28 protein-coding genes are annotated in these 25,523 nt (G+C 62.5%); 11 read left to right on the plus strand and 17 right to left on the minus strand.

What is annotated here, in order from left to right; translation table 11 throughout:
* Positions 1 to 2: 2 nt before the first annotated feature.
* From NTCA1_RS18725 to NTCA1_RS18755, 7 genes are all read right to left on the minus strand, one after another.
* Positions 3 to 1,601 carry a sensor histidine kinase gene (locus tag NTCA1_RS18725; RefSeq protein ID WP_159831398.1) on the minus strand — a complete coding sequence of 533 codons (1,599 nt, stop codon included), beginning with the start codon at positions 1,599 to 1,601 and terminating at the stop codon, positions 3 to 5.
* Positions 1,602 to 1,781: 180 nt separating this feature from the next.
* The gene (locus NTCA1_RS18730) at positions 1,782 to 2,852 is read right to left on the minus strand and encodes an NADP-dependent oxidoreductase (protein WP_159831399.1); all 1,071 of its coding nucleotides are present in this window, start codon (positions 2,850 to 2,852) and stop codon (positions 1,782 to 1,784) included.
* Positions 2,853 to 2,866: 14 nt separating this feature from the next.
* A complete protein-coding gene (locus NTCA1_RS18735) occupies positions 2,867 to 4,132 on the minus strand; it encodes a thiolase family protein (RefSeq protein ID WP_159831400.1) in 1,266 nt (421 codons plus the stop codon).
* Between the two features lie 79 nt (positions 4,133 to 4,211).
* Complete coding sequence (locus tag NTCA1_RS18740; protein ID WP_159831401.1) at positions 4,212 to 5,231, minus strand: NADP-dependent oxidoreductase; 1,020 nt, start codon at positions 5,229 to 5,231, stop codon at positions 4,212 to 4,214.
* Positions 5,232 to 5,303: 72 nt separating this feature from the next.
* The gene (locus tag NTCA1_RS18745; protein ID WP_159831402.1) at positions 5,304 to 6,050 is read right to left on the minus strand and encodes a ferredoxin reductase; all 747 of its coding nucleotides are present in this window, start codon (positions 6,048 to 6,050) and stop codon (positions 5,304 to 5,306) included.
* Positions 6,043 to 6,648 carry a sulfite oxidase-like oxidoreductase gene (locus tag NTCA1_RS18750; protein ID WP_159831403.1) on the minus strand — a complete coding sequence of 202 codons (606 nt, stop codon included), beginning with the start codon at positions 6,646 to 6,648 and terminating at the stop codon, positions 6,043 to 6,045. Before NTCA1_RS18750 ends, NTCA1_RS18745 begins: the two co-directional genes overlap by 8 nt.
* Positions 6,649 to 7,021: 373 nt before the next feature.
* Positions 7,022 to 7,981 carry a VPGUxxT family thioredoxin-like (seleno)protein, type 2 gene (locus NTCA1_RS18755; RefSeq protein WP_159831404.1) on the minus strand — a complete coding sequence of 320 codons (960 nt, stop codon included), beginning with the start codon at positions 7,979 to 7,981 and terminating at the stop codon, positions 7,022 to 7,024.
* Positions 7,982 to 8,300: 319 nt separating this feature from the next.
* Between NTCA1_RS18755 and NTCA1_RS18760 the strand changes: the two genes are divergently transcribed.
* From NTCA1_RS18760 to NTCA1_RS18775, 4 genes are read left to right on the plus strand one after another with little or no spacing between them, the layout of a single operon-like run.
* Positions 8,301 to 8,774: a peroxiredoxin gene (locus tag NTCA1_RS18760; protein ID WP_159831405.1), complete on the plus strand. Its 474-nt coding sequence runs from the start codon at positions 8,301 to 8,303 to the stop codon at positions 8,772 to 8,774.
* A gap of 3 nt (positions 8,775 to 8,777) precedes the next feature.
* A complete protein-coding gene (locus NTCA1_RS18765; protein ID WP_159831406.1) occupies positions 8,778 to 9,266 on the plus strand; it encodes a DM13 domain-containing protein in 489 nt (162 codons plus the stop codon).
* 49 nt (positions 9,267 to 9,315) lie between these two features.
* A complete protein-coding gene (gene gnd / locus NTCA1_RS18770; protein WP_159831407.1) occupies positions 9,316 to 10,320 on the plus strand; it encodes a phosphogluconate dehydrogenase (NAD(+)-dependent, decarboxylating) in 1,005 nt (334 codons plus the stop codon).
* Positions 10,321 to 10,351: 31 nt separating this feature from the next.
* On the plus strand, positions 10,352 to 11,686 hold the full coding sequence (locus tag NTCA1_RS18775; protein ID WP_236549453.1) for an MFS transporter: 1,335 nt from the start codon (positions 10,352 to 10,354) through the stop codon (positions 11,684 to 11,686).
* A gap of 19 nt (positions 11,687 to 11,705) precedes the next feature.
* Here NTCA1_RS18775 and NTCA1_RS18780 read toward each other — a convergent pair whose 3' ends face one another.
* The 7 genes from NTCA1_RS18780 to NTCA1_RS18810 all read right to left on the minus strand — a co-directional run bounded on the left by NTCA1_RS18780 (position 11,706) and on the right by NTCA1_RS18810 (position 16,705).
* On the minus strand, positions 11,706 to 12,155 hold the full coding sequence (locus NTCA1_RS18780; RefSeq protein ID WP_159831408.1) for a hypothetical protein: 450 nt from the start codon (positions 12,153 to 12,155) through the stop codon (positions 11,706 to 11,708).
* Positions 12,156 to 12,222: 67 nt separating this feature from the next.
* The gene (locus NTCA1_RS18785) at positions 12,223 to 12,795 is read right to left on the minus strand and encodes a hypothetical protein (protein WP_159831409.1); all 573 of its coding nucleotides are present in this window, start codon (positions 12,793 to 12,795) and stop codon (positions 12,223 to 12,225) included.
* A gap of 94 nt (positions 12,796 to 12,889) precedes the next feature.
* Positions 12,890 to 13,858 carry a magnesium and cobalt transport protein CorA gene (locus NTCA1_RS18790; RefSeq protein WP_159831410.1) on the minus strand — a complete coding sequence of 323 codons (969 nt, stop codon included), beginning with the start codon at positions 13,856 to 13,858 and terminating at the stop codon, positions 12,890 to 12,892.
* On the minus strand, positions 13,855 to 14,559 hold the full coding sequence (locus NTCA1_RS18795; RefSeq protein WP_159831411.1) for a glutathione S-transferase N-terminal domain-containing protein: 705 nt from the start codon (positions 14,557 to 14,559) through the stop codon (positions 13,855 to 13,857). Before NTCA1_RS18795 ends, NTCA1_RS18790 begins: the two co-directional genes overlap by 4 nt.
* Positions 14,560 to 14,691: 132 nt before the next feature.
* Positions 14,692 to 15,231 carry a peptide-methionine (S)-S-oxide reductase MsrA gene (gene msrA / locus NTCA1_RS18800; RefSeq protein WP_159831412.1) on the minus strand — a complete coding sequence of 180 codons (540 nt, stop codon included), beginning with the start codon at positions 15,229 to 15,231 and terminating at the stop codon, positions 14,692 to 14,694.
* 1 nt (position 15,232) lies between these two features.
* Complete coding sequence (gene msrB / locus NTCA1_RS18805) at positions 15,233 to 15,676, minus strand: peptide-methionine (R)-S-oxide reductase MsrB (RefSeq protein WP_159831413.1); 444 nt, start codon at positions 15,674 to 15,676, stop codon at positions 15,233 to 15,235.
* 153 nt (positions 15,677 to 15,829) lie between these two features.
* Complete coding sequence (locus tag NTCA1_RS18810; protein WP_159831414.1) at positions 15,830 to 16,705, minus strand: LysR family transcriptional regulator; 876 nt, start codon at positions 16,703 to 16,705, stop codon at positions 15,830 to 15,832.
* 156 nt (positions 16,706 to 16,861) lie between these two features.
* Between NTCA1_RS18810 and NTCA1_RS18815 the strand changes: the two genes are divergently transcribed.
* The 3 genes from NTCA1_RS18815 (at position 16,862) to NTCA1_RS18825 (ending at position 19,652) form a co-directional block, all read left to right on the plus strand.
* Complete coding sequence (locus NTCA1_RS18815; protein ID WP_236549454.1) at positions 16,862 to 18,199, plus strand: bifunctional alpha/beta hydrolase/OsmC family protein; 1,338 nt, start codon at positions 16,862 to 16,864, stop codon at positions 18,197 to 18,199.
* Positions 18,200 to 18,249: 50 nt separating this feature from the next.
* Complete coding sequence (gene msrA / locus NTCA1_RS18820) at positions 18,250 to 18,774, plus strand: peptide-methionine (S)-S-oxide reductase MsrA (RefSeq protein ID WP_255490540.1); 525 nt, start codon at positions 18,250 to 18,252, stop codon at positions 18,772 to 18,774.
* A 107-nt stretch (positions 18,775 to 18,881) separates the two neighbouring features.
* The gene (locus NTCA1_RS18825) at positions 18,882 to 19,652 is read left to right on the plus strand and encodes a ZIP family metal transporter (RefSeq protein WP_159831415.1); all 771 of its coding nucleotides are present in this window, start codon (positions 18,882 to 18,884) and stop codon (positions 19,650 to 19,652) included.
* A gap of 30 nt (positions 19,653 to 19,682) precedes the next feature.
* Here NTCA1_RS18825 and NTCA1_RS18830 read toward each other — a convergent pair whose 3' ends face one another.
* Together NTCA1_RS18830 and rpiA are read right to left on the minus strand one after the other, a co-directional pair.
* Positions 19,683 to 20,162 carry a MarR family winged helix-turn-helix transcriptional regulator gene (locus NTCA1_RS18830; RefSeq protein ID WP_236549455.1) on the minus strand — a complete coding sequence of 160 codons (480 nt, stop codon included), beginning with the start codon at positions 20,160 to 20,162 and terminating at the stop codon, positions 19,683 to 19,685.
* A gap of 310 nt (positions 20,163 to 20,472) precedes the next feature.
* Positions 20,473 to 21,159, minus strand: coding sequence for a ribose-5-phosphate isomerase RpiA (gene rpiA, locus NTCA1_RS18835; RefSeq protein WP_159831417.1), 687 nt, complete (start codon positions 21,157 to 21,159; stop codon positions 20,473 to 20,475).
* 254 nt (positions 21,160 to 21,413) lie between these two features.
* Between rpiA and gap the strand changes: the two genes are divergently transcribed.
* From gap to NTCA1_RS18855, 4 genes are all read left to right on the plus strand, one after another.
* Positions 21,414 to 22,424, plus strand: a complete 1,011-nt coding sequence (gap, locus tag NTCA1_RS18840) for a type I glyceraldehyde-3-phosphate dehydrogenase (protein WP_159831418.1) — start codon at positions 21,414 to 21,416, stop codon at positions 22,422 to 22,424.
* A 190-nt stretch (positions 22,425 to 22,614) separates the two neighbouring features.
* Positions 22,615 to 23,127 (plus strand): MarR family winged helix-turn-helix transcriptional regulator, encoded by a 513-nt coding sequence (locus tag NTCA1_RS18845; RefSeq protein ID WP_159831419.1) that lies wholly within the window; start codon positions 22,615 to 22,617, stop codon positions 23,125 to 23,127.
* 48 nt (positions 23,128 to 23,175) lie between these two features.
* Positions 23,176 to 23,661 (plus strand): YkgB family protein, encoded by a 486-nt coding sequence (locus NTCA1_RS18850; RefSeq protein WP_159831420.1) that lies wholly within the window; start codon positions 23,176 to 23,178, stop codon positions 23,659 to 23,661.
* Between the two features lie 77 nt (positions 23,662 to 23,738).
* A complete protein-coding gene (locus tag NTCA1_RS18855; RefSeq protein ID WP_236549456.1) occupies positions 23,739 to 24,179 on the plus strand; it encodes a DUF6314 family protein in 441 nt (146 codons plus the stop codon).
* On the opposite strand, the gene NTCA1_RS18860 is transcribed toward NTCA1_RS18855, so the two are convergent.
* Positions 24,167 to 25,135, minus strand: a complete 969-nt coding sequence (locus NTCA1_RS18860; RefSeq protein WP_159831421.1) for a YeeE/YedE thiosulfate transporter family protein — start codon at positions 25,133 to 25,135, stop codon at positions 24,167 to 24,169. The two genes, NTCA1_RS18855 and NTCA1_RS18860, sit on opposite strands and share 13 nt — an antisense overlap.
* Positions 25,136 to 25,523 lie beyond the last annotated feature (388 nt).

Raw genomic sequence — 25,523 nt, forward strand, 5'->3', positions numbered from 1 at the left:
CGTCAGCCCTTGGCCAGGTGGCGCATGGGGGCTTGCAAGTCGGCCGCGAAACCGCCCGGGTCGTAGCGAAGGTCCACTCCGCCGGTGCCGGCCAAGCCGATGCTGATGAGCTTCGAGCCGAAGCCGCGTCGCGTCGGTGGAGTGACTGGAGGTCCTCCCCGCTCGCGCCATTTGATCATGAGGCGATCGTCACCATCGTCACTCTCGATCTCCCAGGTCAGCGAGACTTCGCCGACGTCGCCCGTCAGAGACCCGTATTTACAGGCGTTTGTCAGAAGCTCGTGCACGATCAGCGAGAAAGAGAGCGCCGCCCGCGCGCCCAACGCCACTGGTGGACCGTCCATCTTCACGCGATCCATGAACCCGATCGCCTCGACCACGGTCGTCGCGATCGACTTGAGGTCGGCCTGCGCCCAGCTATTCTGAAGCAGTGCGTCATGCGCGGCGCTCAGCGCCATCAGGCGGCGTTCGAAGGCATAGACTGATTCACGGTCGCTGGCCGATCGCAATGTCTGGCTCGCGATCGCCTGAACCATGGTCAGCATATTCTTCAGCCGGTGCGCTATCTCACCATTCACGATGCGCTGCTGCTCGTCCGATCGATGTCGCGCCACGCCGGCTTCGAGACGGTCGGTCGCGCTACGGAGGAACGCAATTTCTTCTGCCAGCCAAGGCCTGGGCTGCGCTGAATGGACGAAGAACAAGGCGATCGTCCTGCCATGTTCCCGTACCGGCATGTCGATGAGCGCGCGAACCCCGATGCGCATTGCGATCGAGAGGTTCGAGAATGCGCGTTCGTCGGTGAGAGCGTCAGCGACCACCAGCGGGTCGCCATAAACGAGCGGCTCCCGCAAACTCACATACTCGTCGAGGCGATGACGGCCGGCGATGCTGAGAATGCCGGGTGCAGTCCAGTCGGTCTTGATGTCGATCGTCTCGACTGCGTCATCGACCGACCCCAGGCCGGCGCGATCTGCGGTCAGCACGCGACCGACGATAGCGGCGGTAGCTGATGCCATCTGCCCAGCGTCTCCGCTACCCCGAATGGCCTCGCCGATCTCGACCAAGGCGGCCTGCAACTCCGTCAGGCGATTGCTGACCCTGGCGGTCCGACGAAGCTCAAGGTTCTCGCTGGCGAGGCGAGCGAGAGCACGCAACATCGCCCTTTCCAAGTCGCTCAGCCCTTCGGGGCGTGGCTCGGTGTCGATCACGCACAGCCGGCCGACCACGGTGCCGGAACGCAGAACCAGCGGTGCGCCGGCATAAGCGCGGAAGTGCCGGGCGCCTGTGACGAGCGGGTTGCAATTTGTGCGATGATCGGCGGTCAGATCCGCAATTTCGAGCATGTCTCCGCGATCGATCTCGATCCGGCATACGGAGTGCTCGATCTCCGTTTCCCGGACGTCGAGGCCGTACTTGGCCTTGAACCACTGTCGGTCGACATCGAGGAGGGTGATCAGCGCGATCGGGACATCGCAGGCCTTTGCCGCGATGAAGACGAGGTCGTCGAAGGCTTGCTCGTCAGGCGTGTCGAGAACCATGAGATCCGCAAGCGCACTTGCCCGATGGACCGAACCGGCGTCTGCAACGTCAGCGTTCACTGCCACTGATCGCCTCCCATCAAGGAACCGCCTTGTCGAGACGCGTGATCGCGAAAGGCCGCGGCGAAGCTTTTCGGCGCGCGAGACACGGCCCGCGCATGCCCGCTCGGGTAGCTGCGTACCGAAACAGCCCCGAGCTGCCGACGGGCGCGAGCAAAAGTTGGGGCGAGCGCCTGCACGTCAGTGTCCGATGGTGCGCGGCGGCCATGTCGCCGGAGACACGGCAGATGATCCTTGAGGGCGCGGATCTGCGCCATCAACGGTGAGAACGATCTTCCCTTGGATGTGCCCATCCGCAGCGCGCTCGTGCGCGGCCGACGCCTGCGAAAGCGGGTAGGTGCTGTCGACGGCAACACGGACGGCCCCGCTTTGAAGCAACTGCCCTAGCTCGGCGAGCTGCGCGCCGTTCGATCTGACCTGTGTCGCCGAGACGGTTACACCGAGGCGAGCGGCCTCGTCCTGGCCGGCGAAGCCTAGAGGGAAAATCGGGAAGAGCGCGCCCCCGCGTCGGATCGTGCGCAGGAAGCGGTCCGCCGTAGGACCGCCGACGGCGTCGACCACAAGATCGACGTCGCGCACGACATCCTCTGGCGCAGTCTTCGTATAGTCGATGAAATCGTCCGCACCGAGATCGTCCAGGAAATTCTCGTGCCGGCCGGATGCGACGGCGATAACGCGCGCGCCCTGTTGCTTCGCAAGCTGGACCGCGAGATGGCCCACCCCGCCAGCCGCGCCATTGACGAGAACCCATTTGCCGGCAAGCGGGACGGGATCGTGACGATCTGGCTGCAGCGGATTGGGCTCGTCGTGACCCAGATTGATTAGGAATTGCCAAGCTGTGAGGCCCGACATCGGGACGGCCGCGGCATGCACGTGATCAATCGCCCGCGGCTTGATGACCAGGTCCGATGCCGGCGCGGATACATATTCGGCATATCCCAAGCTGTCGCCGTAGCTCGGGAAACGGATCATGCCGAAGGCTTCGTCGCCCGGCGCGAATCCCTGCACATCGTCGGCGACAGCAACGACGACACCGGACACGTCCGACCCGGGAATGACCGGGAACGCGACCTCCGGCCGCCATTCCGGCGGCAGGGCCTTGTACCCTTCCCGCAGATACCAGTCGGGGGGGTTGATGCCCGCGGCGAGCACGCGGACGAGCACTTCTCCCGGTTTGATGTCAGGCTTTGGAGCATCTTCGTATCGAAGCACGTCCGGAGCGCCGAATTCATGGAATCGGATGGCTTTCATATTGCTGGCCTCCTTCAGACGCGCTCGAGGAGCGCGACGGTGCCCTGTCCGCCGTCGGCGCAGATGCTGACGATCGCCCGTGATCCCGCCGGCAGCGCCCACAGCTCCTTCACCGCCTGGCTGAGGTCGCGGGCGCCGGTGGCGCCGAACGGATGCCCGATCGCCACGGAACCGCCGTTCGGGTTGACGCGATCCCAGTCGAACTGGCCCATGTCTTCGTCGACACCCGCCTTCGCGCGTACCCAGTCCCGGTCGGTGATGGCCGCGACGTTCGCCAGCACCTGGGCCGCGAACGCCTCGTGGATTTCCCAAAGCGCGATGTCGGAATAGCTAAGCCGATGCCGAGCCAGCAGGCGCGGAATGCCATAGGACGGCGCCATCAGCAGACCTTCGGCGTGAAGGTCGACCGCTGACACCTCGTAGTCGACCAGCCGGACGCACGGCGTGTCGGTCGGCAGTCTTGCGACGCCCGCCTCGTTCGCGACCCAGCAGCCGGCGGCACCATCGGTGATCGGCGAGCTGTTGCCAGCCGTCAGGGTCCCGGAACCGCTCTCTCGGTCGAAGGCAGGCTTCAGGGCGGCGAGGCGCTCGGCCGACGTGTCAGAGCGCGGGTTAGCGTCACGCGTCAGCTCGGGCAGCCGGATAACGAGATCATCGAAGAAGCCGGCATCCCAGCCAGCGACCGCGCGCAGGTGGCTCTTGAGCGCCCAATCGTCCTGGGCTTCGCGCGAGATCGACCAGGCCTTGGCCGTCTCCTCCATGTGATCGCCCATGGTTCTGCCGGTGATGCGGTTGGCCCACCCCTTTGTCGGCAGGACATAGTCGCGCGGCGTGAGGGCCTGCAGCGCCGCCAGCGCAGCGGCGGGATCCTTCGCGAAGAGATCCGTGAGCCGTTTCGATGCATCTGGGGTCACGGCCAGCGAAGGCCGGCTCATGACCTCGGCGCCGCCGACCAGTGTCAGGTCAGTTCCGCCGCCGAGCATTCCTGCCGCTGAAAAGGTCGCCGTCATGCTGGTCGAGCATGCGAGAACCACGGAGAATGCCGGCACGCTCGGATTGAGCCCGGCATCGAGCCAGACCTCGCGGGCGATGTTGCTCCAGCCCAGGTTCGGGATCACGGTTCCCCAGAGGACGAGGTCCGGCTCCGCCTGCCTCGCCATCGCCTGCGCCACCGGGACGGACAGCGAGACCGTGTCGTATCCCGCCAGCGCTCCGCCGCCGCGGCCAAACGGGGTCCGAAGGCCGGCGGCCACGAAGACGGGTTCGGCGAAGCGGCTCATGCTGGTCTCCCGAGAGTCTGGAATTGCGCTGGAATGAGGTAGAGGGACGCGGTCGCGGTTGCGCGGCGTGGTCGTCGCATCACGATCCTCCCTGGGGATCGCCGCGCAGGTCGATCACCATCTTGCCGCTGTTCTTCCCCGCGAAGAGGTCGAGGAAGGCAGCTGGCGTGTTCTCGAGGCCGTGAAGCACGGTCTCCTGCCATTTGACCTCGCCGTCCAAAATCCATCGCGCGACGTCGCGCTGGAAGTCTTCCCACACGGACATGTTGTGGATCGTGATGAAACCCTGCAGCAGGATGCTTTTTTCGATCGCGGCGTAGATGTTGCGGGGGCCGGACGGCTCGCTGTTATACTGGTCGATCATTCCGCAAAGGGCGAAGCGGGCAAAGTCGTTCGCGGCGTTCAGCGCTGCCTCTAGATGCGTCCCGCCGACATTGTCGAAATAGACGTCGATGCCTTCTGGTGCTGCCTTGTCGAGCGCTGCCGACATGTCCCCCGCCTCCTTGTAGTTGATCGCGGCATCGACGCCCGCCTCGTCGCGTAGCCAGCGAAGCTTTTCCTCTGAGCCGGCGGAGGCCACGACCCGGCATCCCTTGATCTTTGCGATCTGGACGGCGAGCGAACCGACCGAGCCGGCTGCGGCGGAGACGAAGACGGTTTCGCCCGACTGCGGCTTTCCGATCCGCAGAAGGCCGATGTAAGCGGCGAAGCCGGGAAACCCGAGCGGCCCGAGATAGGCTTGTTCCGGGATCGCAGGATCGAGCTTGGTGGCAGAAGTGGCTTCGATGACCGCATAGTCACTCCACCCGGCGAAGTGGCTTACGACATCGCCCGGCTTGAGGCCGGTGTCTTCGCTTTCGATGACGACGCCGATCGCGGCCCCATCCAGGGGCTCGCCTATCTCAAACGGCGGCATGTAGCTTTCGCGCCCGGTCATCCTTCCGCGCATGTAGGGGTCGACCGAGAGCCAACGATTGCGGACGAGAACCTGCCCGGTGTGCGGAGGCGCGAGCGATCGTTCGACGAGCTCGAAGTTGTCCGGCGTGGGTAGGCCGTCAGGACGAGCCCTGAGATGAAACTGTCGCGCGACGACCGTCATCCCATCAGCCCTCCCCGCCTATCGCCGAGGTTTAGCGTCCTTGGCCGAGAGGGCGCGGCGAGACCCACGCCGCTATCCACCGTAGCGCTCGGTTTTAATTACCGCGGCATCCAGACCGGCGAGCAGAGCGCCATCGGTCGCTTTATTCACGAAGCCGTTCGACCCGCAGACGAAGACGTGGGCAGGCGTGCGGGGAAGCCGACCGATGACCTCCTGGACGACTGCGCTATCGATCCGCCGCGCGAAGTCTGTCGCGCGCCTCGGAGATTCACGCGTGATCGCCAGCGTTAGCACGAAGGCGGGATCATTCAATTCGATGACCTGCAGCTCGTCCGAGAACAGGACGTCACGAGCCGTGCGGGCCGACAGGAGCAGGGCTGTCGGAACAGTCTGTGCCATCTCGCGGCGCTGTCGGATCATCGCCATCAGCGGGACCAGGCCAGAGCCTGCTCCGATCAGGAGGATCGGCTCGGCTGCCTGCCCCGGCCAGAGGAAGTGCCCGCCGAGTGGGCCGCGGAGTTCGATCTCGTCACCGACCGCTGCCACGTCGTGGAAGAAGGGGGACACTTCCCCGTCGGGCAAGCGTTCGATGGCGAGCTCAAGGACCCCTGTATCGTTGGTTGGCGAGGCGATCGAATAGCTACGCATCGCCGTGTAGCCGTCAGGCGCCGTCAGGCGCACGTCGACGTGCTGACCCGCCACATGGGTGAAAGGCGTGCGCAGCCGGAAGAAAAAGCTTTTGATCGCCGGGGTCTGTTGGAGGACCCGGTCAATCACAGCCTTCTGCCACGGCGCTGCCTGCACGGCGCCATCAGTCATGAGTGTATCGCTGCTCGCGCCACGGATCGCCGTAGATGTGATAGCCGCGAAGTTCCCAGAAGCCGGCTTCGTCGCGCGTTGTGAACTGCAGCGCTTTCACCCACTTGGCCGACTTCCAGAAATACAGGTGCGGCACGAGCAGGCGCGCTGGGCCGCCATGATCGCGCGGAAGCGGCTGCCCGGCATATTTGAGCGCGACCATCGCCTTGTCCGAAAGCAAATCCGCCAACGGCACGTTCGTCGAGTAACCGTCGTACGAATGCACGAGGACGAAATCGGTGGGGTGCTCGAGCCCGGCGTCCGCGAAGATGTCCTCGATGAGTACGCCTTCCCATGCCGTATCCAGCTTGGACCAGGACGTGACGCAGTGAATGTCCTTCTTCACCTTGGTCTGAGGCAGAGCGTTGAACTGGCTCCAGTTCCAGACCTTGACTGGCTTCGGCCCGATCTTGACCGTGAAATTCCATTTCGCGGTATCAAGATCTGGCGTCGGCCCAGCCGTCAGAACCGGAAAGTTCTCGACGAGATGCTGGCCAGGCGGAATCCGGCCGGACTGGTCGCTACCCGATCCGCGACCGGTAAAACCTCTGGTGACCATGCCGGACTCCCCTTGTTCGTCGCGACAGCCCCGGCCTAGTTTTCAGCTCACTCTCCTGCGTCACAAGTCTTACGCACGCGGATCGAAACGAAGATAAACTTTGTGAAACCTAGGTGCCCGATGCTTTGCCAGTATAGACATGATTTCGTTCGTCATGATTCGTGACGACAGCGTGTTGATTATAACTTCGGAGCAGAGCCGTTTCCCAATAGCCTGTGACTATAGTTTCAATAGCTATGAGGGCATTGGTTGCCGCGCGATCGCCAGAACCCAGGCAACCGCGAGCACCCGCAAAGCTGGGGATTAGTCCGCAAACGCGAGCGGCTGCACCGCGATCGACCGCGATCCGATCCAGTCGAACCCCGATATGCATTCAAGGTTCGATCGAGCTATCTCGCAAATCCACTTCATGAGCGGAAGCGAGCTGCGCCTTTAGCACCGGCCAGCTGTCGCGAATGTCTTGGCGGTAGGTTTCTCCATCGCTGACACGCTGCAACAGCGGATCGGCAAGCCAGGCGGACTGCTGCGGGCTGAGCAAGTCAGGGATCGAGTTGCGGTACGGCACGGCCAGATTGATCCGAGTTCGCTGCGCCGCCGACAGCGGCAGGTGGCGGACGGCATTCTTGCGCAGGTAGAATTGCGGCTCGCGGTCTAAACGGAAGCTGCCACGCGCCACCGGTGCGAAGCCCTCCGCACGGGCGTAGGCGTTCAAGTCGACCCGAGTGACGGCGCGCGGGTCGAAATGCACCTGCACCGCTTCTTCGCCATCCACCCAACCCGCATCGGTCGTGATCACGGCGGGATGTTGAGCGAGGCTCGTCTCCCCCGACCAAAAGCACGGCGTCGTAAAGATAGCCCCCTCGCTCAGACCATGTTCGATGAGCAGATCACGCCCCAGCAGACGGAAATAGGCCGGCACGTCGCTGCCGAGAGCTTCCAGAGCAGCGCTGAGCTTCTCGTGAAGCGCGAGCGGATCGTATCGATTCGCTAGACGGGGCAAAAGCTCGGTTCCATCTGACCGAAGGAAGCGCATGACCGGGTTGTTCCAGGATCTTTCGCCATAAAGGCGCATAATCCTGGCATCAGCGCCGGGATGATTGTTGAAGACCGCCACCGGCACGAACCGCTCGGCGATCAGCTCCACCATCAGTGGATGCGTAAGAACGTCCTGCCCGAAGTTCACGCAGGTCGCGCACCCCGGAATTTCCTGAAACAGCAGCAAGACAGGCCTGCCCTGAGCGGCCGCGAGCGAGGTGGCCTGATCATAGTCGCGCAGCCATGCGACATCGCCGAGCTCATGATGCTCGCGATGTGAAACTCGTGTCTTTGTCATGCCATCTATTTAGTAAAGCGAAGCGGCAATGCACCTGATCGATATCTGCGGCGTCGAATATTTCGGCTCGCAGAAAGCGATCCAAGCCGCTGATCTTACAGCTTGGCTATCGAAACTATAGCCCACGGCTATTGGAAAACAGAAGGCGCAAACTTCATAGTGCCGACGCCCGGATCGACGTCGAAGCTTGTGCAAGGTGCGGTCATGATCTCGCGGACAAAGCAGATCATAAGCACCAAGCCATTCAACAGGCTGGCCGCTGTGATCTGGAGACATTGATTTCGGATGTCGAACGGCATCTCTGAGGAGGAGAGACGCAGTGGCCGCTCCCGAGCAATCAGCCCCCGAATTGCGGGTTAGCCAGTGGATCGGAGGAGACGGCACGAAGCTGGACACCCCAATTACACTTTCTCAATTGGGGCAAGGACCGAAGATCCTCTTTGCGTTTCAGCACTGGTGTCGCGGTTGCCACCTGCACGGCTTCCCGACCTTGCAGCGCCTCTATGCCGGCCTGGCGCCGAAGGGCGTCGGCTTTGCCGTGATTCAGACGGTTTTCGAGGGAGAGCACGAAAACAACTTCGAGAAACTGCGGGCAAACCAGCTGAAATATGAGCTTCCGGTCGTATTCGGCCATGACCCTACTCCGCAAGGCGCCCGCCTTCCGACGTTCATGGAGGATTACCGGACGCGCGGCACACCTTGGTTCAGCGTCATCGATGCCGCGGGCGCGGTCGTATACTCGGACTTCCAACTCGACGCGGACAAGCTGGTGGCGCATCTGGAACAGGCTTGATCGATGCGCCGTTGGCTCATCCTTGCCATCACCCATGTCGCGACGCTGTCACTGGGGTTTGCCGCCGGCATCTACGCTCTGCCGATCCTGACGGCGCCGCCTCCGCCGGATGCGGCGGCGTTCGCGTCGACCGAAGCGGAAGCCCTCTATACCGGGCGATTTGAGCGCCGTCTCGAGGGCAGCGATTTCGTCCACTGGGGCGAGGGAGAGGTGAAGGTGTCGCGCGACCGGATAGCGCACATCGGCCGTCTCTCCCCCGGTCCGGATTACAAGCTCTATCTCGCTCCGCGCTTCGCAGGCACGAAGGACGCGTTCCTCGCCATCAAGAACAAGTCGCGCCGCATCGGCGATGTGAAGACCTTTGATGGCTTCCTCATAGCCGTCCCGGCCGACGTCGACGTCGCCGCCTTCAACACGGTGGTGATCTGGTGCGAGGCGTTCGACCGCTTCATCAGCGCGGCCGAGTACCGACGCCCTGCGCGAGCATCATGAAACCTGAGGGGCGCGCCGATACCGCACGTCCGATGCGGCCACCTTCACAATGTGCTGCAAGGCGGAGAAGAATATGAAGATCGGCATCATCGGGCTCGGCCGCATGGGTGCAAACATAGCCCGGCGGCTGATCCGGCACGGCCATGACCCCGTAGTTTATAACCGCTCGCCCGAGCCTGTTGCCGAGCTCGTGCGAGAAGGAGCAGTCGGTGCCTCAGGGCTGGCCGACATGCGCAGCAAGCTAGACAAGCCGGCGATCTTCTGGGTGATGCTGCCGGCCGGCAAGCCGACCGAGGTCATGATCGCCGCGATCGCCGACCTGGCTGCGCCGGGCGATATCATCATCGATGGCGGCAACGGCTTCTACAAGGACGATATCCATCGCGCCAAGGGCCTTGCAGAGCGCGGTATCCATTTCGTCGATGTCGGCACCTCGGGCGGGATGTGGGGGCTCGATCGCGGCTATTGCATGATGATCGGCGGCGAGAAGCCGGTGATCGACCACCTCGATCCCATTTTCTCTGCTCTTGCGCCGGGGCTGGGAACGATACCGCGCACCGTCGACCGCCGCGACGGTCACGACCCGCGCGCGGAGAAGGGCTACATCCACGCCGGCGCTGCTGGGGCAGGCCACTTCGTCAAGATGGTCCATAACGGCATCGAGTATGGGCTCATGCAAGCCTATGCCGAAGGCTTCGACATACTCAAGGGCCGGTCGTCGGCGAAACTGCCTGAAGACGAGCGGTTCGACATCAACCTCACCGATGTTGCCGAGGTGTGGCGTCGCGGCAGCGTGATCTCATCCTGGTTGCTCGACCTGTCGGCTGCGGCGCTCGCGCGGGACCAGATGCTCGAGCAGTTCTCGGGCCATGTCTCGGACTCAGGCGAGGGCCGATGGACGATCGAGGCGGCGATGGAAGAGGCGGTCCCGGTCAACGTCCTCTCGGCCGCGCTGTATGCGCGTTTCAGGAGCCGCGTCGAACATACCTTCGGTGACAAGCTGCTTTCGGCGATGCGCTTCGGCTTCGGCGGACATGTCGAGATGCCGCAGTGATCGTGACACCCTTCGGCGACAAAGGCTCGCGTTGGCCAATCCCCAGGCGATCACGCCGCAGCTGGGTGGTCCGGCGGGACAGAAGATGACCCCTCCGATGGAGTCGGTTAAGGCGGCTGCCACGCGCGGTCTCGCGCTCGCGCCCGTGGCCGCGCTGCTGCTGAGTGTCGCCTTCCTTTTGCTCGGCAACGGATTGCTGGGAACCCTGCTGATCGTCCGGGCCGGGCAGGAGGAGTTCTCCAGCAGCAGCATCGGCGCTATGATGTCGGCCTATTTTTCGGGGTTTACCATCGGCGCGCTTTTGCTGCCGCGCGTCATAGTGTCCGTCGGTCATGTGAGGACGTTCGCCGGCTTTGCGGCCATCGCATCGATCACCGCCATTCTCCATGCCGCACTGGTGGAGCCGTTTGCGTGGATGCCGCTGCGCATGATCACCGGCGTGGCCTACGCCGGCATGATCCTCGCGACAGAAAGCTGGCTCAACGCGCACGCATTGCCTTCGACGCGCGGGCAGCTGCTGTCGATCTTCGGCGTCGTTTCGATGGGATCCTGGGCAGTTGGCCAAGCGCTCCTGAACATCGCGCCACCAGCCGGGGTGACGCTGTTCCTGATCGTGTCCGTGCTGATATCAGCGGCGGTGGTGCCGATCACCCTGCTGCCCAGTCACCCGCCGGCCGAAGTCGAACAGGAACAGGTCGCCCTCCGGGATCTCCTATCGCTGTCACCTCTCGCGACAGTCGGAGCCTTGCTGACGGGTCTAGCCATCGGCGGGTTCTGGGGCATGGGTCCGAGCTTCGCCCAAAAAATCGGTCTCGATGTATCCGGAATCTCCGCCTTCATGGCTGCGGTCCTAGGAGGTACGCTCGCACTGCAATGGCCGCTTGGCTGGCTGTCCGACCGGGTGCCACGAAATCTAATCATCGCCGGCGCCGCCTTGGCATCGGCGGCGGCCGCCGTAGGTGTAGCGTTGACGGCCGAGGCACCCCTGCCCCTGCTACTCGCTGCGGGAGCGCTCTTCGGCGGATTTGGGATTCCGATATACTCGCTGTGCGTCGCGGTCGCGAACGACGATCTCCCAGCTGCTCGTCTTCTGGGAACCGCGCGCGGTCTTTTGCTGCTCAACGGCATAGGTACGGCCGTGGGACCGCTGGTCGGGGGGCTGGCAATGAGCCTTGCTGGTCCCGGCGGCCTCTTCCTGTACGCCGCGGCGCTGCTGATGGTCCTTTCAGCGCTGGCCATCATCTACCGGTGTCCAGAGCACTCATTGCCGGTGAAGGCCACCCGCTGCCCAAGTGCGCCGATGATCACGGGGGCGCTCGACGCGATGATACAAAAGCAAGACCGACGTCGAAGCGGCACACGCTAAGGAACGACCACGTCAGGTCCTACGCGACCTCCTCCACCAGTAGATCGCGGCCATTGAACTGCACGGTCTCTCCGGGTTGCGCGCCCTCGATGGCTTCGTAGATCGGCGCCATTGTCGAGATCCCCATGAGCTCTTGTCCGTGGCACATGAACTTGCTCGTCGAGACGGCGATTACGAAAACGCGGCCCGACAGCTTTACGAGCGCGCCTTCCGAGACTGCGGATTTCGGTCCGAAGTCGATCTTCCTGAGTTTGTCGAGCTTGTCGGCGTAATCATCGAGCGTGTCATCGAGCGCCTCCGCAAAGTCGCTCGCGACCTCGGCCTGGGCCTGTTCGTCGTTCTCGATCGGCTCGCTTCGATCGAGCCGGGCGGTGGAAACATAATCCAGATATTTCTCGCGGGCGCTTTGCAAGGCAGCCGTTTCAAGCGAGAGCATCGTGTCTCGAACGTGATCCTTATTCCAATGCATGACAACCTCGTTGCATTTCGCTTACGTACACCGGAGAGAGCAGCGACTGCTCGCCGCACCAAGTCCGCTACTCGTCTGTGACGACATCTTCGCCCTGGTACGGGATGCGGATGAGGCGCGGGTCACGAATGATGCTCGTGACCAGCCATACGTAGGTTTGCTCTGCGGTGTCGAAGCCTAGAATGCTGAAGGCGCCGCCGAACGGACAGGCAGGGAAATCCGGAAAGCCTTCGCGGAGAACGTATCGTTCGGGATCGCTGTCGAACTCGGCTTTGTAGACCTTGCGCAGACCGTGCTTGCTTGGCACGTCTTCATCGCCTGCGGGCATCGTTTCGCGCTGCTCTGAGAGACGGTCGGCCAGATCGCGATGGCAAATTTCATCGAAGACGTCGAACGCATCGATCAGCAGCCCTTTGTGTTGGGTTGCGGGATCGGTGATCGCGTAAATGTTGGAGGCGTCCTCGGCATCGTCTCCACTTTCCAGACGCAGGGCGGCATCCACCTGAATCGCGCAGGCATCCAAGGTCGATCCGAGCTCGAGATCCAAAAGGCGCCCTTCTTTCACGCGATACTCCCGATCGTATCCCTTCGCTACGAACGACTGCACGGCTTCTAACACGGCGGAGACCTGAGAGTTCATGATTGCACCTTTGCGTCTTGTATGATCCGGGCCGCTTGAGCGTGATCTGCACGTTGGCAGGGAGCGCAATTGCCAAAATGTGTTGGAGTGGCGCTCACAGCCACTTCGCCTTCTTGAAGCGCAGGAACAGCAAGAGGCAGAACAACGTCATTACACCGAGCACGACGAAGTAGCCGTAGGCCGTGTCCAGTTCCGGCATATGCTTGAAGTTCATGCCGTAGATTCCGGCTATCGCCGTCGGTACGGCGAGGATCGCCGCCCAGGCCGCAAGTTGACGGGTGATAACCCCGGTCCGCTGCGCTTCCAGCAGGCTGCTGAACTCGAAGACGGACGACAGGACCTGCAGGAGGCCGTCGACCATGGTCTGCACTCGCGAGACATGATCCGCGACATCGTTGAAGTACGGCCGGACCTCGGTGCTGATGCAGGGGAAGTGCCCGCGGACGAGCTTTCGGACCAGCTCCGCCATCGCTCCCAGGGTCCGCTGGAATCTCGTCAGCTCGCACCTCAGGCCGAAGATGCGAGCGACTTCCCTGCGGCCGAGGAAGTCGTCCAGCGATTTGCGCTCCATGGCCAGAACGTCGTCCTCGATCATCTCGAAGATCGGGAGGTACTGGTCGACGATGCGGTGCAGGATCGCATGCAGGACGTAATCGACGCCTTTGCCGAACAGCGTCGGCGAGGCTTCGAGCTGCTCCCGGAGATTCCCCAAGGCGCCGGGAGTGCCGTGTCGCACGGTGATGAGATGATTGTGGCCCATGAAGATGGCCGTCTTGCCGTATCGGATGCGGTCGCCGTCCAGCTCGGCCGTTTTTGCGACCACGTATAGCTCGTCGTTGTAGACCTCGAGTTTTGGAGGACATTGCGGGTGCATCGCGTTGTCGATGGCCAATGGATGCAAGCCGTAGGTTTCCTGAAGCGAGCGGAGTTCGCCCGTCGTCGGTTCACTCAATCCTATCCAGCAAAAGCCCGACCGGCTCTTGTCCAGCGCGACACATTCGTCGATCGCGACTTCTCGTACGCGCTTTCCCTCGTTGTAGTAATAGCTGGCGATGACGCTCATGCGGTTCTGGCCGGAACGAGCAGCCCGCGCTTCACCGCTGGCCGCGCGAGACCGCGCTCGAGCCAGGCCGCTATGTTCGAGAAATCGCTAAGTCCGAGAAGGTCGCCGGCGTCATATGTTGTGACGAGCGCGTTCACCCAGCCGAGCGTCGCAATGTCAGCGATCGAGTATTCGCCGACGATCCAGTCGCGGCCATCCAGCCGGCGATCAAGGATCTCGAGCAGCCGCTTGGACTCATCCGCGAAGCGCTGCTGAGGGCGCTTGTCCTCGAAGTCCTTGCCGCCCCATCGCAAGAAAAAGCCCAGCTGACCGAACATGGGCCCGATCGCCGACATCTGGAAGAATACCCAACTCAGCGTCTCGTAGCGCGCAGCCGGAGCGATCGGGATGAACTGGCCGGTCTTCTCCGCCAGATAGACCAGAATGGCTCCGGACTCCCAAACGCCGATCGGCGTGCCGCCCGGGCCGTGGGGATCGATGATCGCTGGTATACGGCCGTTCGGATTAAGCGATACGAAGGCCGGGTCCTTTGACTCGTTCTTGGAGATATCAACGAAATGCGGCTCGTAGGCGAGCCCGGTCTCCTCGAGCATGATGGAGACCTTCACGCCGTTCGGCGTCGGTGCCGCGTAAAGCTGCACCCGCTCCGGATGTGCCGCTGGCCATCGCCGCGCGATGGGGAACGAGGAGAGTTCTGGCATACGGCTGCGATCCTCGGGACAGGCTTGGTCCGAATAGGTGCCGGTCAGGCTTCAATTCGAGGACCGCATCGCACGACGATGCGGTCACGAAGTAAGCGGTCTCAGTCGACGATGGCGCGTGAGGGCGCCGGCCTATTCCGCTCGGGCGGTCGCCGCAGCCTGCGTTTCGCCGGCTTCCTGGCGCTTCGGAAGCACCCAGTCTTTTCGCTCGAAGTGACAGGTGTAGCCACCCGGACGCTTCTCGAGATAGTCTTGATGCTCCGGCTCGGCTTCCCAGAAATCGCCTACGGGCTTGACCTCGGTGACGACCTTGCCGTTCCACAAGCCCGATGCATCCACGTCGGCGATCGTATCTTCGGCGACGCGCTTTTGCTCCTCGTCGACGTAGTAGATGCCTGAACGGTAGGAGAGCCCGCGATCGTTGCCCTGACGGTCCTTCGTCGTCGGATCGTGGATCTGGAAGAAGTATTCCAGGATGTTTCGATAGCTCGTCACCTCTGGGTCGAAGACGATCTCGATCCCCTCGGCATGCGTGCCATGGTTGCGATAGGTGGCGTTGGGGACGTCGCCGCCGGTATAGCCCACGCGGGTCGAGATGATGCCGGGTTTCTTGCGGATCAGATCCTGCATGCCCCAAAAGCAGCCGCCGGCGAGAACAGCGCGCTGTTGCATGTTAAGCCTCCTCTACCTGGTCGAGATATTCGCCGTAGCCTTCCGCCTCCATCTCATCGCGCGGGATGAAGCGGAGCGCTGCCGAGTTGATGCAATAGCGCAGGCCGCCCCGGTCGGCGGGGCCATCCGGGAAGACGTGGCCAAGATGGCTGTCGCCATGGACCGACCGAACTTCCGTGCGGACCATTCCGTGCGAGCTGTCTCGAATCTCATTCACATGCGCGGGAACGATCGGCTTGGTGAAGCTCGGCCAGCCGGAGCGCGAGTCGAACTTATCGGTCGAAGCAAAAAGCGGCTCGCCCGAAACGATGTCGACGTAGATGCCCGGCTCCTTGTTGTCGTTATACTCGCCAGTGAAGGCCCGCTCGGTGCCGTGCTCCTGGGTAATGCGACGCTGCTCGGGAGTGAGGCGGTCAATTGCCGCCTGTGTCTTCTCAAACTTCATGATCCGATCTCCAATGCTAAGTTTAGATTGCCAGGCGCACTATGTTCAGCTTGACTGATCTGTCGTCACATCAACTATCGCAGTGACGACATCACTTATCCAATACGCTGTATGCATAGTTTCCATAGCTTTGACGCCCTTGCTCCGCGTGGCTCACTGCCACACATGTCGGGCCGCGAGCTGTGCGACCTTCCGGATTTCGACCGGAGCCGTCGAACCGGAAACCGTTGCGATCACCACCTCTCGTTCCAAGGTGAACCCTTCGATCGGTCGCGTGACGAGGCCGGTTTCTGCGGCTGATCGTTCCGGCACGATGCATATCGCGCGACCTTCGGCGACGATGCGATGAACCCAGTCTTCCCGCTCTGCACGGAAGCGCGGGCGCATCACCACGTCGCGTCGCGCAAAATGCTCCAGAATCTGGTCACGAAACTCGCACTTTAGACGATCGACGAGGGGATACTTCGACAAGTCCTCACCCCGAACAATGTCCGCCGTGGCTAACGGATGCTCGACCGCGCAGGCGAGTACGAACCGCTCTCGAAAGAGCGTGCGGATATCGAGCTTGCGATCCGGGCGAGTTTCCCGCGGCAGAATGCAAGCGTGGTACTTGCCGGACAAGACCTCCGACGTGTCTTCGCTCGATTGAAGCGAATGCAGCCTGATCTCGATCGACGGCACTTTGTCCAAGGCAACTTCGAAGAAAGCCGCGAACGCCTTGGGTCCGACGGTTGGAGCAACAGCGATATCAAGAACGCGGTGCCGCCCCATCGTCCAGTTCTCGGAGTGATCGCGCACGCTCCTCAACGCCAGGAGCATTCTCCGGAACTCTGCCTCGACATCCTGGCCTAGCCCCGTAAGACGGCTGTTCTTTCCGTCACGATGGATCAGCGCACCGCCGAGCTCCTCTTCCAGGCGACGGATGGCGCGGGTCAGGCTTGGCTGCGACACGCCGCTCAGCCGAGCTGCCTCGGTGAAATTCAGCGTCTCAGCCAAGTTAATGAAATAGCTGACCTGATTGAGTTCCATCACCCTTCGGCCCATGTGTCTGTCGCAAGCCTTCCCGCAGCGTCGATCTGGACCGACGGCGTTGGAGAAGTATGCGTGACGCATATAGTTTTCGGGTTAGGGCTTGTCTATATGCGTGACGCATATAAAAAGCATGTCCTGTAGTGATAGGTGCCGATGCCCGATGCTGTGCGGCCCAATGAAACGCGAGGCGGTGGCGATCGCCCCTCTTGCGGGCTGGCGGAGATCGTCGATCAGCGCCCTGATATGACGGGAGGTATCGACGTGCCGGGCAGATCGTTCACGTTCAAAAACGAAGAGGGCAGGCTTCTCTCCGGACTCCTGGAGTCGCCGGAAGGGACTCCCCGTGGATGGGCAATCTTCGCCCATTGCTTCACATGCGGGAAAGACAGCCGAGCGGCTGTCCATATATCCCGTGCGCTGTCGCGGGCGGGCATCGGCGTCATGCGATTCGACTTTGCTGGCACCGGGATAGGCGGCGCCCAGGGCGAGGCAGTCAGTTTTGCCTCGGATGTCACGGATCTCAAATCCGCGGCGAACGCGATGACGGCCGCGGGAATGACCCCCTCCCTCCTCATTGGGCACAGCCTCGGTGGAACCGCCGCATTGGTGGCTGCGGTCGATCTGCCTGAGATCGTCGCCGTGGCGACCATCGGCGCGCCGGCGGAGCTCCAGCATATCCTGAAGGTCTTCAATGCCGACGATCTCGACACCGTCAGGCGCGACGGCGAAGCGTCGGTCGAAATAGCCGGCCGGCCCTTTCTCATTCGTCGCAGCTTCATCGACGCCGTCGAGGAGGTGGACGTGGAGAAGGCGGTCGCTGCCCTGCGTCGCCCCCTGCTCGTCCTGCACTCCCCCATCGATCAGGTGGTCGGGGTCGAGCATGCGTCGCGCATCTTCGTCGCCGCTCGCCATCCGAAGAGCTTCGTGTCGCTCGATATGGCCGATCATCTCCTCGCCGATGCCGCCGACGCGAACTTCGCTTCAGCGATGGTGGCAAGCTGGGCGAACCGCTACCTGCCGCCCCTCGTAGCCGATCTTCCGCAGGTCGAGGCTGCGGATGGGGTCGAGGCGATCGAAACGTTGGCAGGCAAGTTCCAGCTCAAGGTCCGCAGCGGCGAGCATACGATTTACTCGGACGAGCCAGCCTCGGTCGGCGGACTAGGGAGCGGTCTGTCGCCATATGAGCTGGTCTCGGCAGGTCTTGCTGCCTGTACGGTGATGACGATGCGTCTCTATGCGAACCGGAAGGGGTTTCCGCTCGAACGGGCGAGCACGAGGGTCGAGCACAAGAAGGTGCCGGACATGATGCCGCCAGACAGATTCACGCGCACGATCGTCCTCGAGGGGCCTCTCGATGACGAACAGCGCGCTAGGATACTCGAGATCGCCGATCGCTGCCCCGTCGATCTGACGCTCATTCGCGGATCCGATGTGCAAACCGAGCTCGTCGATGCGCCCAGCCCCCATCCCAGCTCCCAGTCGGTAGCATGACCATGGCATCCGGGGAGGACGGACAGGATCGATCAGGAGGCGCGCGGTCTGTGAGCGACAGTGATGCCGGAGATGGGACGAGCCGTACGGAGCGAGCGATACTCGCCGGCGGCTGCTTTTGGGGCATGGAGGATCTGCTGCGCCGGAAGCGGGGTGTCATTTCGACACGCGTCGGATACATCGGCGGGGAGACCGCGGACCCGACCTACGATGATCATCATGGTCACGCGGAGGCGGTGGAAGTGGTCTTCGACCCGGCCGTCCTGAGTTATCGCTCCCTGCTGGAGCTCTTCTTTCAGATCCACGATCCCACGACGTACGAGCAGCAAGGCAGCGACGTCGGTCCGAGCTATCGCTCCGCAATTTTCTATACCGACAAGCGTCAGATGGACGTTGCCCTGGCCACGATCGACGAGATCGAGGCGTCAGGTCGATGGCCAGGGCCGGTCTTATCCGAGATCAATCCCGAAGAGCCTTTCTGGGAAGCCGAGCCGGAGCATCAGAAATACCTCGTCCGACACCCAAGGGGGTATAGCTGCCACTTCGCGCGTCCAAGCTGGCGCCTGGATCGATAACGGTGAGGATGTGGCAACGCCGCCAGTCACGCGCGCGTTCGATCGCCAGGGGATGCACAAGCAAGCGATCCTGCGCCTCGACATCATTTGAAGGAGCCTGAGCTTCTATGGGCTCTCCGATCCCTGAGTTCGTTGTTGCCGGTTTGTGGGGCCTAGTGTCCGGCAGCGGGCTGCTTTTGGGCGCGATCGTTGCGGACGCCTTCTTCGGCAAGCTCAGCCATCGAATGGTGGCGGCCGTCATGGGCTTTGGCGGCGGGGTCTTGTTTGCCGTGATAGCCACTGAACTCGTCGTCCGGCCGGAAGCGGCTGGGGCGGATTTGTGGCCAACCGTCGCCTTGCCGGCAGGTGCGGCGGTATTCAGCAGCATAAACTGGTATCTCGCCAGCCGCGGCGCGAAGAACCGGAAACGCTGCGGCGAATGCGTCGAGCAGCCGAACGAGGCAGAGCATCACGGCAGTGGATCGGCGATCGCAGTAGGCAGCGTGCTTGACGGCATCCCCGAGGCTCTGGTGATCGGGATGTCAGTCGCCGGCGGCGGCACGATCAGCCTGGCGGTGATCGCGGGCTTCTTTCTAGCGAACGTGCCCCAGGGGCTGTCGAGTACCTCGGGCATGAAGCAGGCCGGGCGCTCGCGTCGGTACGTCTATACGATTTGGATTGGAATACCGCTGCTCATCGGGCTCGCCGCCGCCGTCGGGAATTTCCTGCTCGGTTCGGCATCGGCGCAGGAGCCGGCGATCCTCCTGTTCGCGGCGGGAGCGGTACTAGCCATGCTGGCCGAGGCCATGATCCCCGAAGCATTCGAGAATGCGCCTCCCTTCATAGGCCTGATCACGGTTCTTGGCTTCCTGGCGGCCTACCTGATCGCGCAGCACTAAGCCGGCACGTATCCGGATGGACGCGGCCCCTTACGCGCGGTCCAGCCCCCGCTCGTGCAGCTCGGCGTCGATAGGGCAGTCGGTACAGCCTTCGTAGCAGCATAGGCGGCAGATGCGATACGAGTGCTCGAGGTTCTCCAGGCGGGCGCGCAGCACGCGCTCGGCAATGTCAGCCAGAAACTTCATTTCGCCCTTGTTGAGGATCGATAACCCCTCGGCGATCACCTCATCTCTCGCGGCCAGGACCGCGGCGCTGGCCTCCTGACCGGCCGAGGTCAGATACAGGGAGCGGACCCTCCCGTCGGTCGAGGTTGCCCGGCTCTCGATCAGTCCCTGGGTGGTGAGGCGATCTGCAAGACGGACCGCCGCCGCGTGCGACAAGCCTACGCCAATCGCGAGCATTCTCACCGAAAGCCCGGGCTTGTGCGCAATCAGCGCCAGCGCCGAAGCGGCAGGTCCTTCTTCGGGCGCCCGCGATGAACTAGCGCGAACGATGTCCTCGCTGATCATGAGTGCGAACGCCCCGAACACGTTACGGTCTCGAGGTCCATCCATTCGCGCCGTTATATGTGCGTGGCGCATAGACAGCAAGCTTCGGCGCGGTTTGACACACACGGCTCGAATGCTGGTAATTCCCCTATTATCAAGCTGTTACGGCGATATGGCAGCCGTCCGGCTCTCCAGAATTTGCGACGGGCTGTCGAGCGGCGTGATACGCGGCGGCTATGACAGCTAAGTGAACGCCAGGTCTCGTGCTGTTTTCCTCCATCTCATCGACGACGTGGGGTGCGATCAATCGATGCAAGCCATTGGGTGGGCATCAGAACCGCTCCGCGTGTCGAAGTTCGACCATGCCGCCGTGGGCAAGAACGACGGTGTCGATCTCAGAGAGGAAGAGGCCGTGCTCGGCGACGCCCGGAATGTCTGAGATCGCGAGCGCGGTCTGCTGACTATCGGCAATAGACCCAAGCGAAACGTCCAGAATGTGGTTGCCCTGATCGGTCAGAAATGGGTGGCCGTCCTTCATTCGGAGAGTCACCGGGCCTCCGAGATCAGCGAGGCGCGCGCCGACGAATTTGGTAGCGAATGGAAATGCCTCGACCGGTAGCGGAAAACGGCCCAGCCGCGTCACAAACTTGCTGGAATCAACCACGGCAATGACGCGGGCCGACGCGGCGGCAATGACTCTTTCCCGCAGCAGGGCACCCCCACCTCCCTTGATCGCCTGCAAACGCTGATCGATCTCGTCGGCGCCGTCGATTGTGAGGTCAATGGAGCTGAGACCTTCCATGGAGGTCAGTGGTATGGCCAGCTTGCGGGCCAAGACTTCGGTCATTCGGGAGGTTGCCACCGCTGTGATGCGGAGCCCGTTGGCAATCCGGTCGGCAAGGTATCTTACCGCGTAGTTCGCCGTGCTGCCTGTCCCCAATCCGACAACCATGCCGTTCTGGACTTCATCAACCGCTCGCGCAGCCGCGAGAGCCTTTTCAGCTTCAAGGTCAGACATACTCTCGTCTCCTGTCCTGCCCTCGGGCCATCACTTCGCGTGATGCGTGCCAGCGTTATCGGTAGCGAAGGAACTGTCTGGTGTTCGCCTCGGTCTTTCGCCCGCCTTGCGATATTGACCCGCTAGGCGCCTACGACTAGGTCTATGCGTCACGCATATATATACTGCGCCGGCATGAGTCTCAAATGTCTTCCGAACAGTAGCGAGGCGATGCCCGCTGCCAGTGACCATTTCAGCAACCGAAGGAAATGCGCATGACGGTCAGGGTCGCGATCAACGGTTTCGGGCGCATCGGTCGCCTGACATTGCGCTCGATGGTCGAGCTCGGCCGTCAGGATATCGAGGTGGTCGCCATCAACGACCTCGCATCGGTGGGCACCCTGGCCCACCTTCTCAAATACGATTCCATTCACGGTCCCTTCCCGGGCGAGATCAAGATCGGCGCCGACTGGATCGACGTCGGCTCCGGAAAGATCGAAGTCACTATGGAGCGCGACCCCGCGGACTTGCCTCATCAGCGATGCGGCGTCGACATAGCGCTGGAGTGCTCTGGGTTCTTCACTTCGAAGGACAAGGCGAGCGCACATCTTCGCGCGGGGGCAAAGCGTGTTCTCGTCTCCGCGCCCAGCGATGGCGCCGACAAAACGATCGTCTTCAAGGTCAATCACGATATGTTGACCCCCGAGGATGTGATCGTCTCGAACGGGTCCTGCACGACGAACGTGCTCGCACCCGTGGCGAAGGTTCTGAACGATCTGTTCGGTATCGAGCGCGGTTACATGACGACGGTCCACGCCTATACCGGGGACCAACCCACTTTGGATGCCGTCCACTCGGACCCGTATCGAGGCCGTGCGGCCGCTCTCTCGATGATCCCGACGTCGACGGGCGCAGCGAACGCCATCGGCCGCGTCCTGCCGGAGTTGAAGGGCAAGCTGCACGGATCTTCGATACGGGTTCCTACCCCCAATGTGTCGGTCATCGACCTGGCCGTGTCCGCCATGCGCGACGTCACCATCGAAGAAGTGAACGAAGCCATCCGGCATGCTGCCGATGAATCGATGCAGGGCGTGTTGGCCGTCACAACCGAGCCGCTGGTCTCGATCGACCTGAGCCATCGGACCGAATCATCGATCGTCGCGCTCCCCCAGACCGACGTTGTCGACAAGCGATTGGTTCGCGTGCTCGCTTGGTATGACAACGAGTGGAGCTTTGCGACCCGCATGGCCGATACAGCGCTCGAGATGGGCAAATTGGACAGCTGACCGGACGACGGGACGCCGACGCTCGGACGACCCTAGGCCTGACCGTCGTCTCTGCGCCGGGCTCGCGATCCTCGTAACCTCGTCCAACGAGACGTGATCCGAACTATCGGCGCAACTATTTCCGGTTCGAACTCGACAGGGGCCGATTGAAAGTGTATGCGTGGCGCATATATCCCGTCGAGTCATGCTGATGATGGACGAGCCCTCAGATCGACTGATCAACGTCTTCGGCGCGCTCTCTCAGGCCGTGTCCGATCGGGTGCGGATCGCGATCGCCGAAGCGTTTACCGCGGGCGGGGAAACCGCAGCCGCGCTGATCGCGATCGGTCACGAGCCGGGGATGTCGATCGATCAGATCAGCCGGATCCTTCGCCTTTCACACGCCGGAACGGTCCGCGTGGTCGAGCGGCTGGATGATCAAGGCTTTATAGGAAAATCACAGTCGCCGTCCGATCGCCGCGTCGCGCATATCACGCTCACGCGGCGGGGTCAGGCCGAACGAACCAAACTTCTCGGTCTGAGAAATGCAGCGGTCGCCGGCTTGCTGGTTCGGGTTCCTGACCAGGACCGCGCGGTCTTGGAGCGGATCGCCAACACCATTCTCACTTCGCTGCTCGACGATCCGCAGAGCGCGCTGTCGACGTGCCGCTTCTGCGATCAGGCACGATGTCTTGGCTGCCCGATGGGCGCGCGGCGCCATTGAGCCACTCGTCTCTACACAACGAACATCATCTTCATTGAGGAGTTTCAGATGCCGTTTCTGAACCGCTACCGCTTCCATATTGCCGAGCAAAACCGAAAGGATTTGGCGCTACTGAGATGGGCGCTCGTCCTGGTCTTTCTATGGTTCGGTGCCATGAAGTTCACTATGTACGAGGCTGACGGGATCGCTCCGTTCATCGGGCATAGCCCACTGATGAGCTGGCTCGGCATGTTCGGAACGCAGGGACAGAGCTACTTCATCGGGGTCATCGAGCTCTCGACGGCCGCGGCTCTTGCCATCGGCGCGTTTCGACCGATCTTCTCGGCGCTGGGTGCGCTGATGTCCGTTGCCACCTATCTGATCACGCTGACCTTCTTCGTCACCACGCCGGGCGTCGCGGAAGCCAGCGCAGGAGGATTCCCCGCGATTTCGGCCGCGCCGGGCCAGTTCCTGCTGAAGGACGCCGTCCTCCTCGCAGCGTCGCTCGTTCTGTTCTTCAATTCGGTCGAGCGGCGACCGGCGCAGTTGGCGTGACGGACGCATGCTCGCGCTTCAGGTCATAGGCCTGAAGCCCGTCAGCGCGTGTAAAAAACGCAGGAGGACGGTTCGCCGTGATTGAAGGGCCCAGCCTCCTTCGAAGTCTGAGCGGCGCTTGGCAGCTTGATCGCGAGATTAGAGGTGTCGGGGCGCAGCTCCATGGCGAGGCGACCTTCGAGCCTGGACCTGATGGCGCTTTCGCATATCGGGAGTGCGGTACGCTTCGATTGCGAGACGGCCGTGAGTTGTCGTCTCACCGGCGCTACTCTTATCGGCCCTCGGAAGGAGGCTTCACGGTCGCGTTCGCGGATGGGCCGACGATAGGCAGCGACTTCGTGCGTCTGACCTTCCAAGCCTTGGACGGCGAACGCCTGGTAGCTGACGACGTCCACCACTGCGGTGACGACATTTACGAGGTTCGTTATGTTCTTGCGCTGCCGAGCGCATTCGAGACCATCATCGACGTGACGGGACCGGCCAAGGCCTATCGTCTGATCAGCAGCTATGTTCGGTGAGGATCGATGCGCCCGCCGCGGGTCAGTCTGCGGCGTCCGATCAAGCCAAGCAATATGGTAGCGGTCATCGTGAGGACAGCCGCGAATCCGGCTGGCGACAGCGCAGGTATCGCCGACAGGATCAAGCCGTCGTTTCCGCCGGGGATGAGTGCGATCCCGATTCCCATGAGAAGGCCGCCGCCGAAGGTGCGGACGAGGTCACGAGCCGAAGGCGTTTGCAGGCGCATGGTGCCTTGACCCACCGAGGCGGCCAGTGCGCCCAAGACCGACGCAGCAACGGCCGGAAATGCGATAATTCCGGTGCGCATATCCCCGAGCAGAAGGCTGTGCTGCAACAAGTGCGCGAGGGTCCAGGCTGGGGACAGCGCAAAAAGCGCGCCGCCGGTCGCTCCAAGGACCAGCATCGATAATGCCAGTGGCCATCGTGCCCTAGGCAGCAGAGGCTCGGTGGCCGTTAGCTTGATCGATGCCAGCGTCAGGACGATCAGAAAGCTCAGCAGGCAGACCGTACCCAGCAGGCTCGGCGTCGAAAGCGGGCTCGGCCACGTCGCGAAGGGAGCAAGTCGCGCCTGGTCAATGAGCAGGATGCCGGCCGACAATCCGAATGGCAGTGCCAAGAGCCGTATTTCCCCGTCCCCCAAACGAGCGAGCGATCCCAACAGGCATGCGTCGTTGACGAGGGCTCCGATGCCAAAAGCAACGGCACCCACCACGAGAGGAATATGGATGCCGGCTGCGGTGATCGATGGTCCGTCGGTCGCGGCGGTCCAAGCGAGCGGCACGGCAGTGAGGCCGGCAGCTGCAGATGCTGCGATAAGTCCGATGAGAACTCTTGGAGGGTGTCGTCGGACCAACTCGTCAGCAGCCGCGACCAGGCATGTGCCCCCTTGGTTGGCAGAGAAACCAAAGCCGAAGGATAGCGCACACAGAGCGACATCGAGCCACGACAGCATCATGCTAGGCCCCGCAATGGAGGCGGCGCATTTTCACCGTCGGAAAGCTGCTCAATGCGATCTCCTTTCGAGGGCGGAGAGCCCTTTCCAAGCTTGGGCACTCCGATGAGGCGCATTGCATAGCCGATTTTATATGCGTGACGCATAGACATCGACCGCGTGATAGTGTATGCGTGACGCATATAAACCGAGTTCCGCGACATGGGTAGTTTCCGGTGCGGGACGTTCCGTCGTCCCGCTGAACGAACGCGGCGCGCTCCGCCCGGCATGCTGGTCAGCCAGCGAAGCGGAGGCCAGGCCTTACGGCGACGGGCCGTCGTCGAGCACGAACTGCGCGCGATGTCGCGGATGAGGGGCAGCTGGCTTCTCCATACAGAAAAGCAGAATACGG

Source organism: Novosphingobium sp. TCA1 (genome assembly GCF_009811895.1).
Taxonomy (GTDB): Bacteria; Pseudomonadota; Alphaproteobacteria; order Sphingomonadales; family Sphingomonadaceae; genus Novosphingobium; species Novosphingobium panipatense_A.

Excerpts from the sequence above, each read along its gene's own strand:
- NTCA1_RS18810 (WP_159831414.1), bottom strand. The coding sequence starts at position 16,705 with ATGGAACTCAATCAGGTCAGCTATTTCATTAACTTGGCTGAGACGCTG.
- NTCA1_RS18730 (WP_159831399.1), bottom strand. The coding sequence starts at position 2,852 with ATGAAAGCCATCCGATTCCATGAATTCGGCGCTCCGGACGTGCTTCGA.
- NTCA1_RS18830 (WP_236549455.1), bottom strand. The coding sequence starts at position 20,162 with ATGATCAGCGAGGACATCGTTCGCGCTAGTTCATCGCGGGCGCCCGAA.
- rpiA (WP_159831417.1), bottom strand. The coding sequence starts at position 21,159 with ATGTCTGACCTTGAAGCTGAAAAGGCTCTCGCGGCTGCGCGAGCGGTT.
- NTCA1_RS18825 (WP_159831415.1), top strand. The coding sequence starts at position 18,882 with ATGGGCTCTCCGATCCCTGAGTTCGTTGTTGCCGGTTTGTGGGGCCTA.
- NTCA1_RS18780 (WP_159831408.1), bottom strand. The coding sequence starts at position 12,155 with ATGCATTGGAATAAGGATCACGTTCGAGACACGATGCTCTCGCTTGAA.
- msrB (WP_159831413.1), bottom strand. The coding sequence starts at position 15,676 with ATGAAGTTTGAGAAGACACAGGCGGCAATTGACCGCCTCACTCCCGAG.
- NTCA1_RS18850 (WP_159831420.1), top strand. The coding sequence starts at position 23,176 with ATGCCGTTTCTGAACCGCTACCGCTTCCATATTGCCGAGCAAAACCGA.
- NTCA1_RS18795 (WP_159831411.1), bottom strand. The coding sequence starts at position 14,559 with ATGCCAGAACTCTCCTCGTTCCCCATCGCGCGGCGATGGCCAGCGGCA.
- NTCA1_RS18785 (WP_159831409.1), bottom strand. The coding sequence starts at position 12,795 with ATGAACTCTCAGGTCTCCGCCGTGTTAGAAGCCGTGCAGTCGTTCGTA.
- gnd (WP_159831407.1), top strand. The coding sequence starts at position 9,316 with ATGTGCTGCAAGGCGGAGAAGAATATGAAGATCGGCATCATCGGGCTC.
- NTCA1_RS18765 (WP_159831406.1), top strand. The coding sequence starts at position 8,778 with ATGCGCCGTTGGCTCATCCTTGCCATCACCCATGTCGCGACGCTGTCA.
- NTCA1_RS18750 (WP_159831403.1), bottom strand. The coding sequence starts at position 6,648 with ATGGTCACCAGAGGTTTTACCGGTCGCGGATCGGGTAGCGACCAGTCC.
- NTCA1_RS18755 (WP_159831404.1), bottom strand. The coding sequence starts at position 7,981 with ATGACAAAGACACGAGTTTCACATCGCGAGCATCATGAGCTCGGCGAT.
- gap (WP_159831418.1), top strand. The coding sequence starts at position 21,414 with ATGACGGTCAGGGTCGCGATCAACGGTTTCGGGCGCATCGGTCGCCTG.
- msrA (WP_159831412.1), bottom strand. The coding sequence starts at position 15,231 with ATGCAACAGCGCGCTGTTCTCGCCGGCGGCTGCTTTTGGGGCATGCAG.
- NTCA1_RS18745 (WP_159831402.1), bottom strand. The coding sequence starts at position 6,050 with ATGACTGATGGCGCCGTGCAGGCAGCGCCGTGGCAGAAGGCTGTGATT.
- NTCA1_RS18845 (WP_159831419.1), top strand. The coding sequence starts at position 22,615 with ATGATGGACGAGCCCTCAGATCGACTGATCAACGTCTTCGGCGCGCTC.
- NTCA1_RS18860 (WP_159831421.1), bottom strand. The coding sequence starts at position 25,135 with ATGATGCTGTCGTGGCTCGATGTCGCTCTGTGTGCGCTATCCTTCGGC.
- NTCA1_RS18735 (WP_159831400.1), bottom strand. The coding sequence starts at position 4,132 with ATGAGCCGCTTCGCCGAACCCGTCTTCGTGGCCGCCGGCCTTCGGACC.
- NTCA1_RS18790 (WP_159831410.1), bottom strand. The coding sequence starts at position 13,858 with ATGAGCGTCATCGCCAGCTATTACTACAACGAGGGAAAGCGCGTACGA.
- NTCA1_RS18740 (WP_159831401.1), bottom strand. The coding sequence starts at position 5,231 with ATGACGGTCGTCGCGCGACAGTTTCATCTCAGGGCTCGTCCTGACGGC.
- NTCA1_RS18815 (WP_236549454.1), top strand. The coding sequence starts at position 16,862 with ATGCCCGATGCTGTGCGGCCCAATGAAACGCGAGGCGGTGGCGATCGC.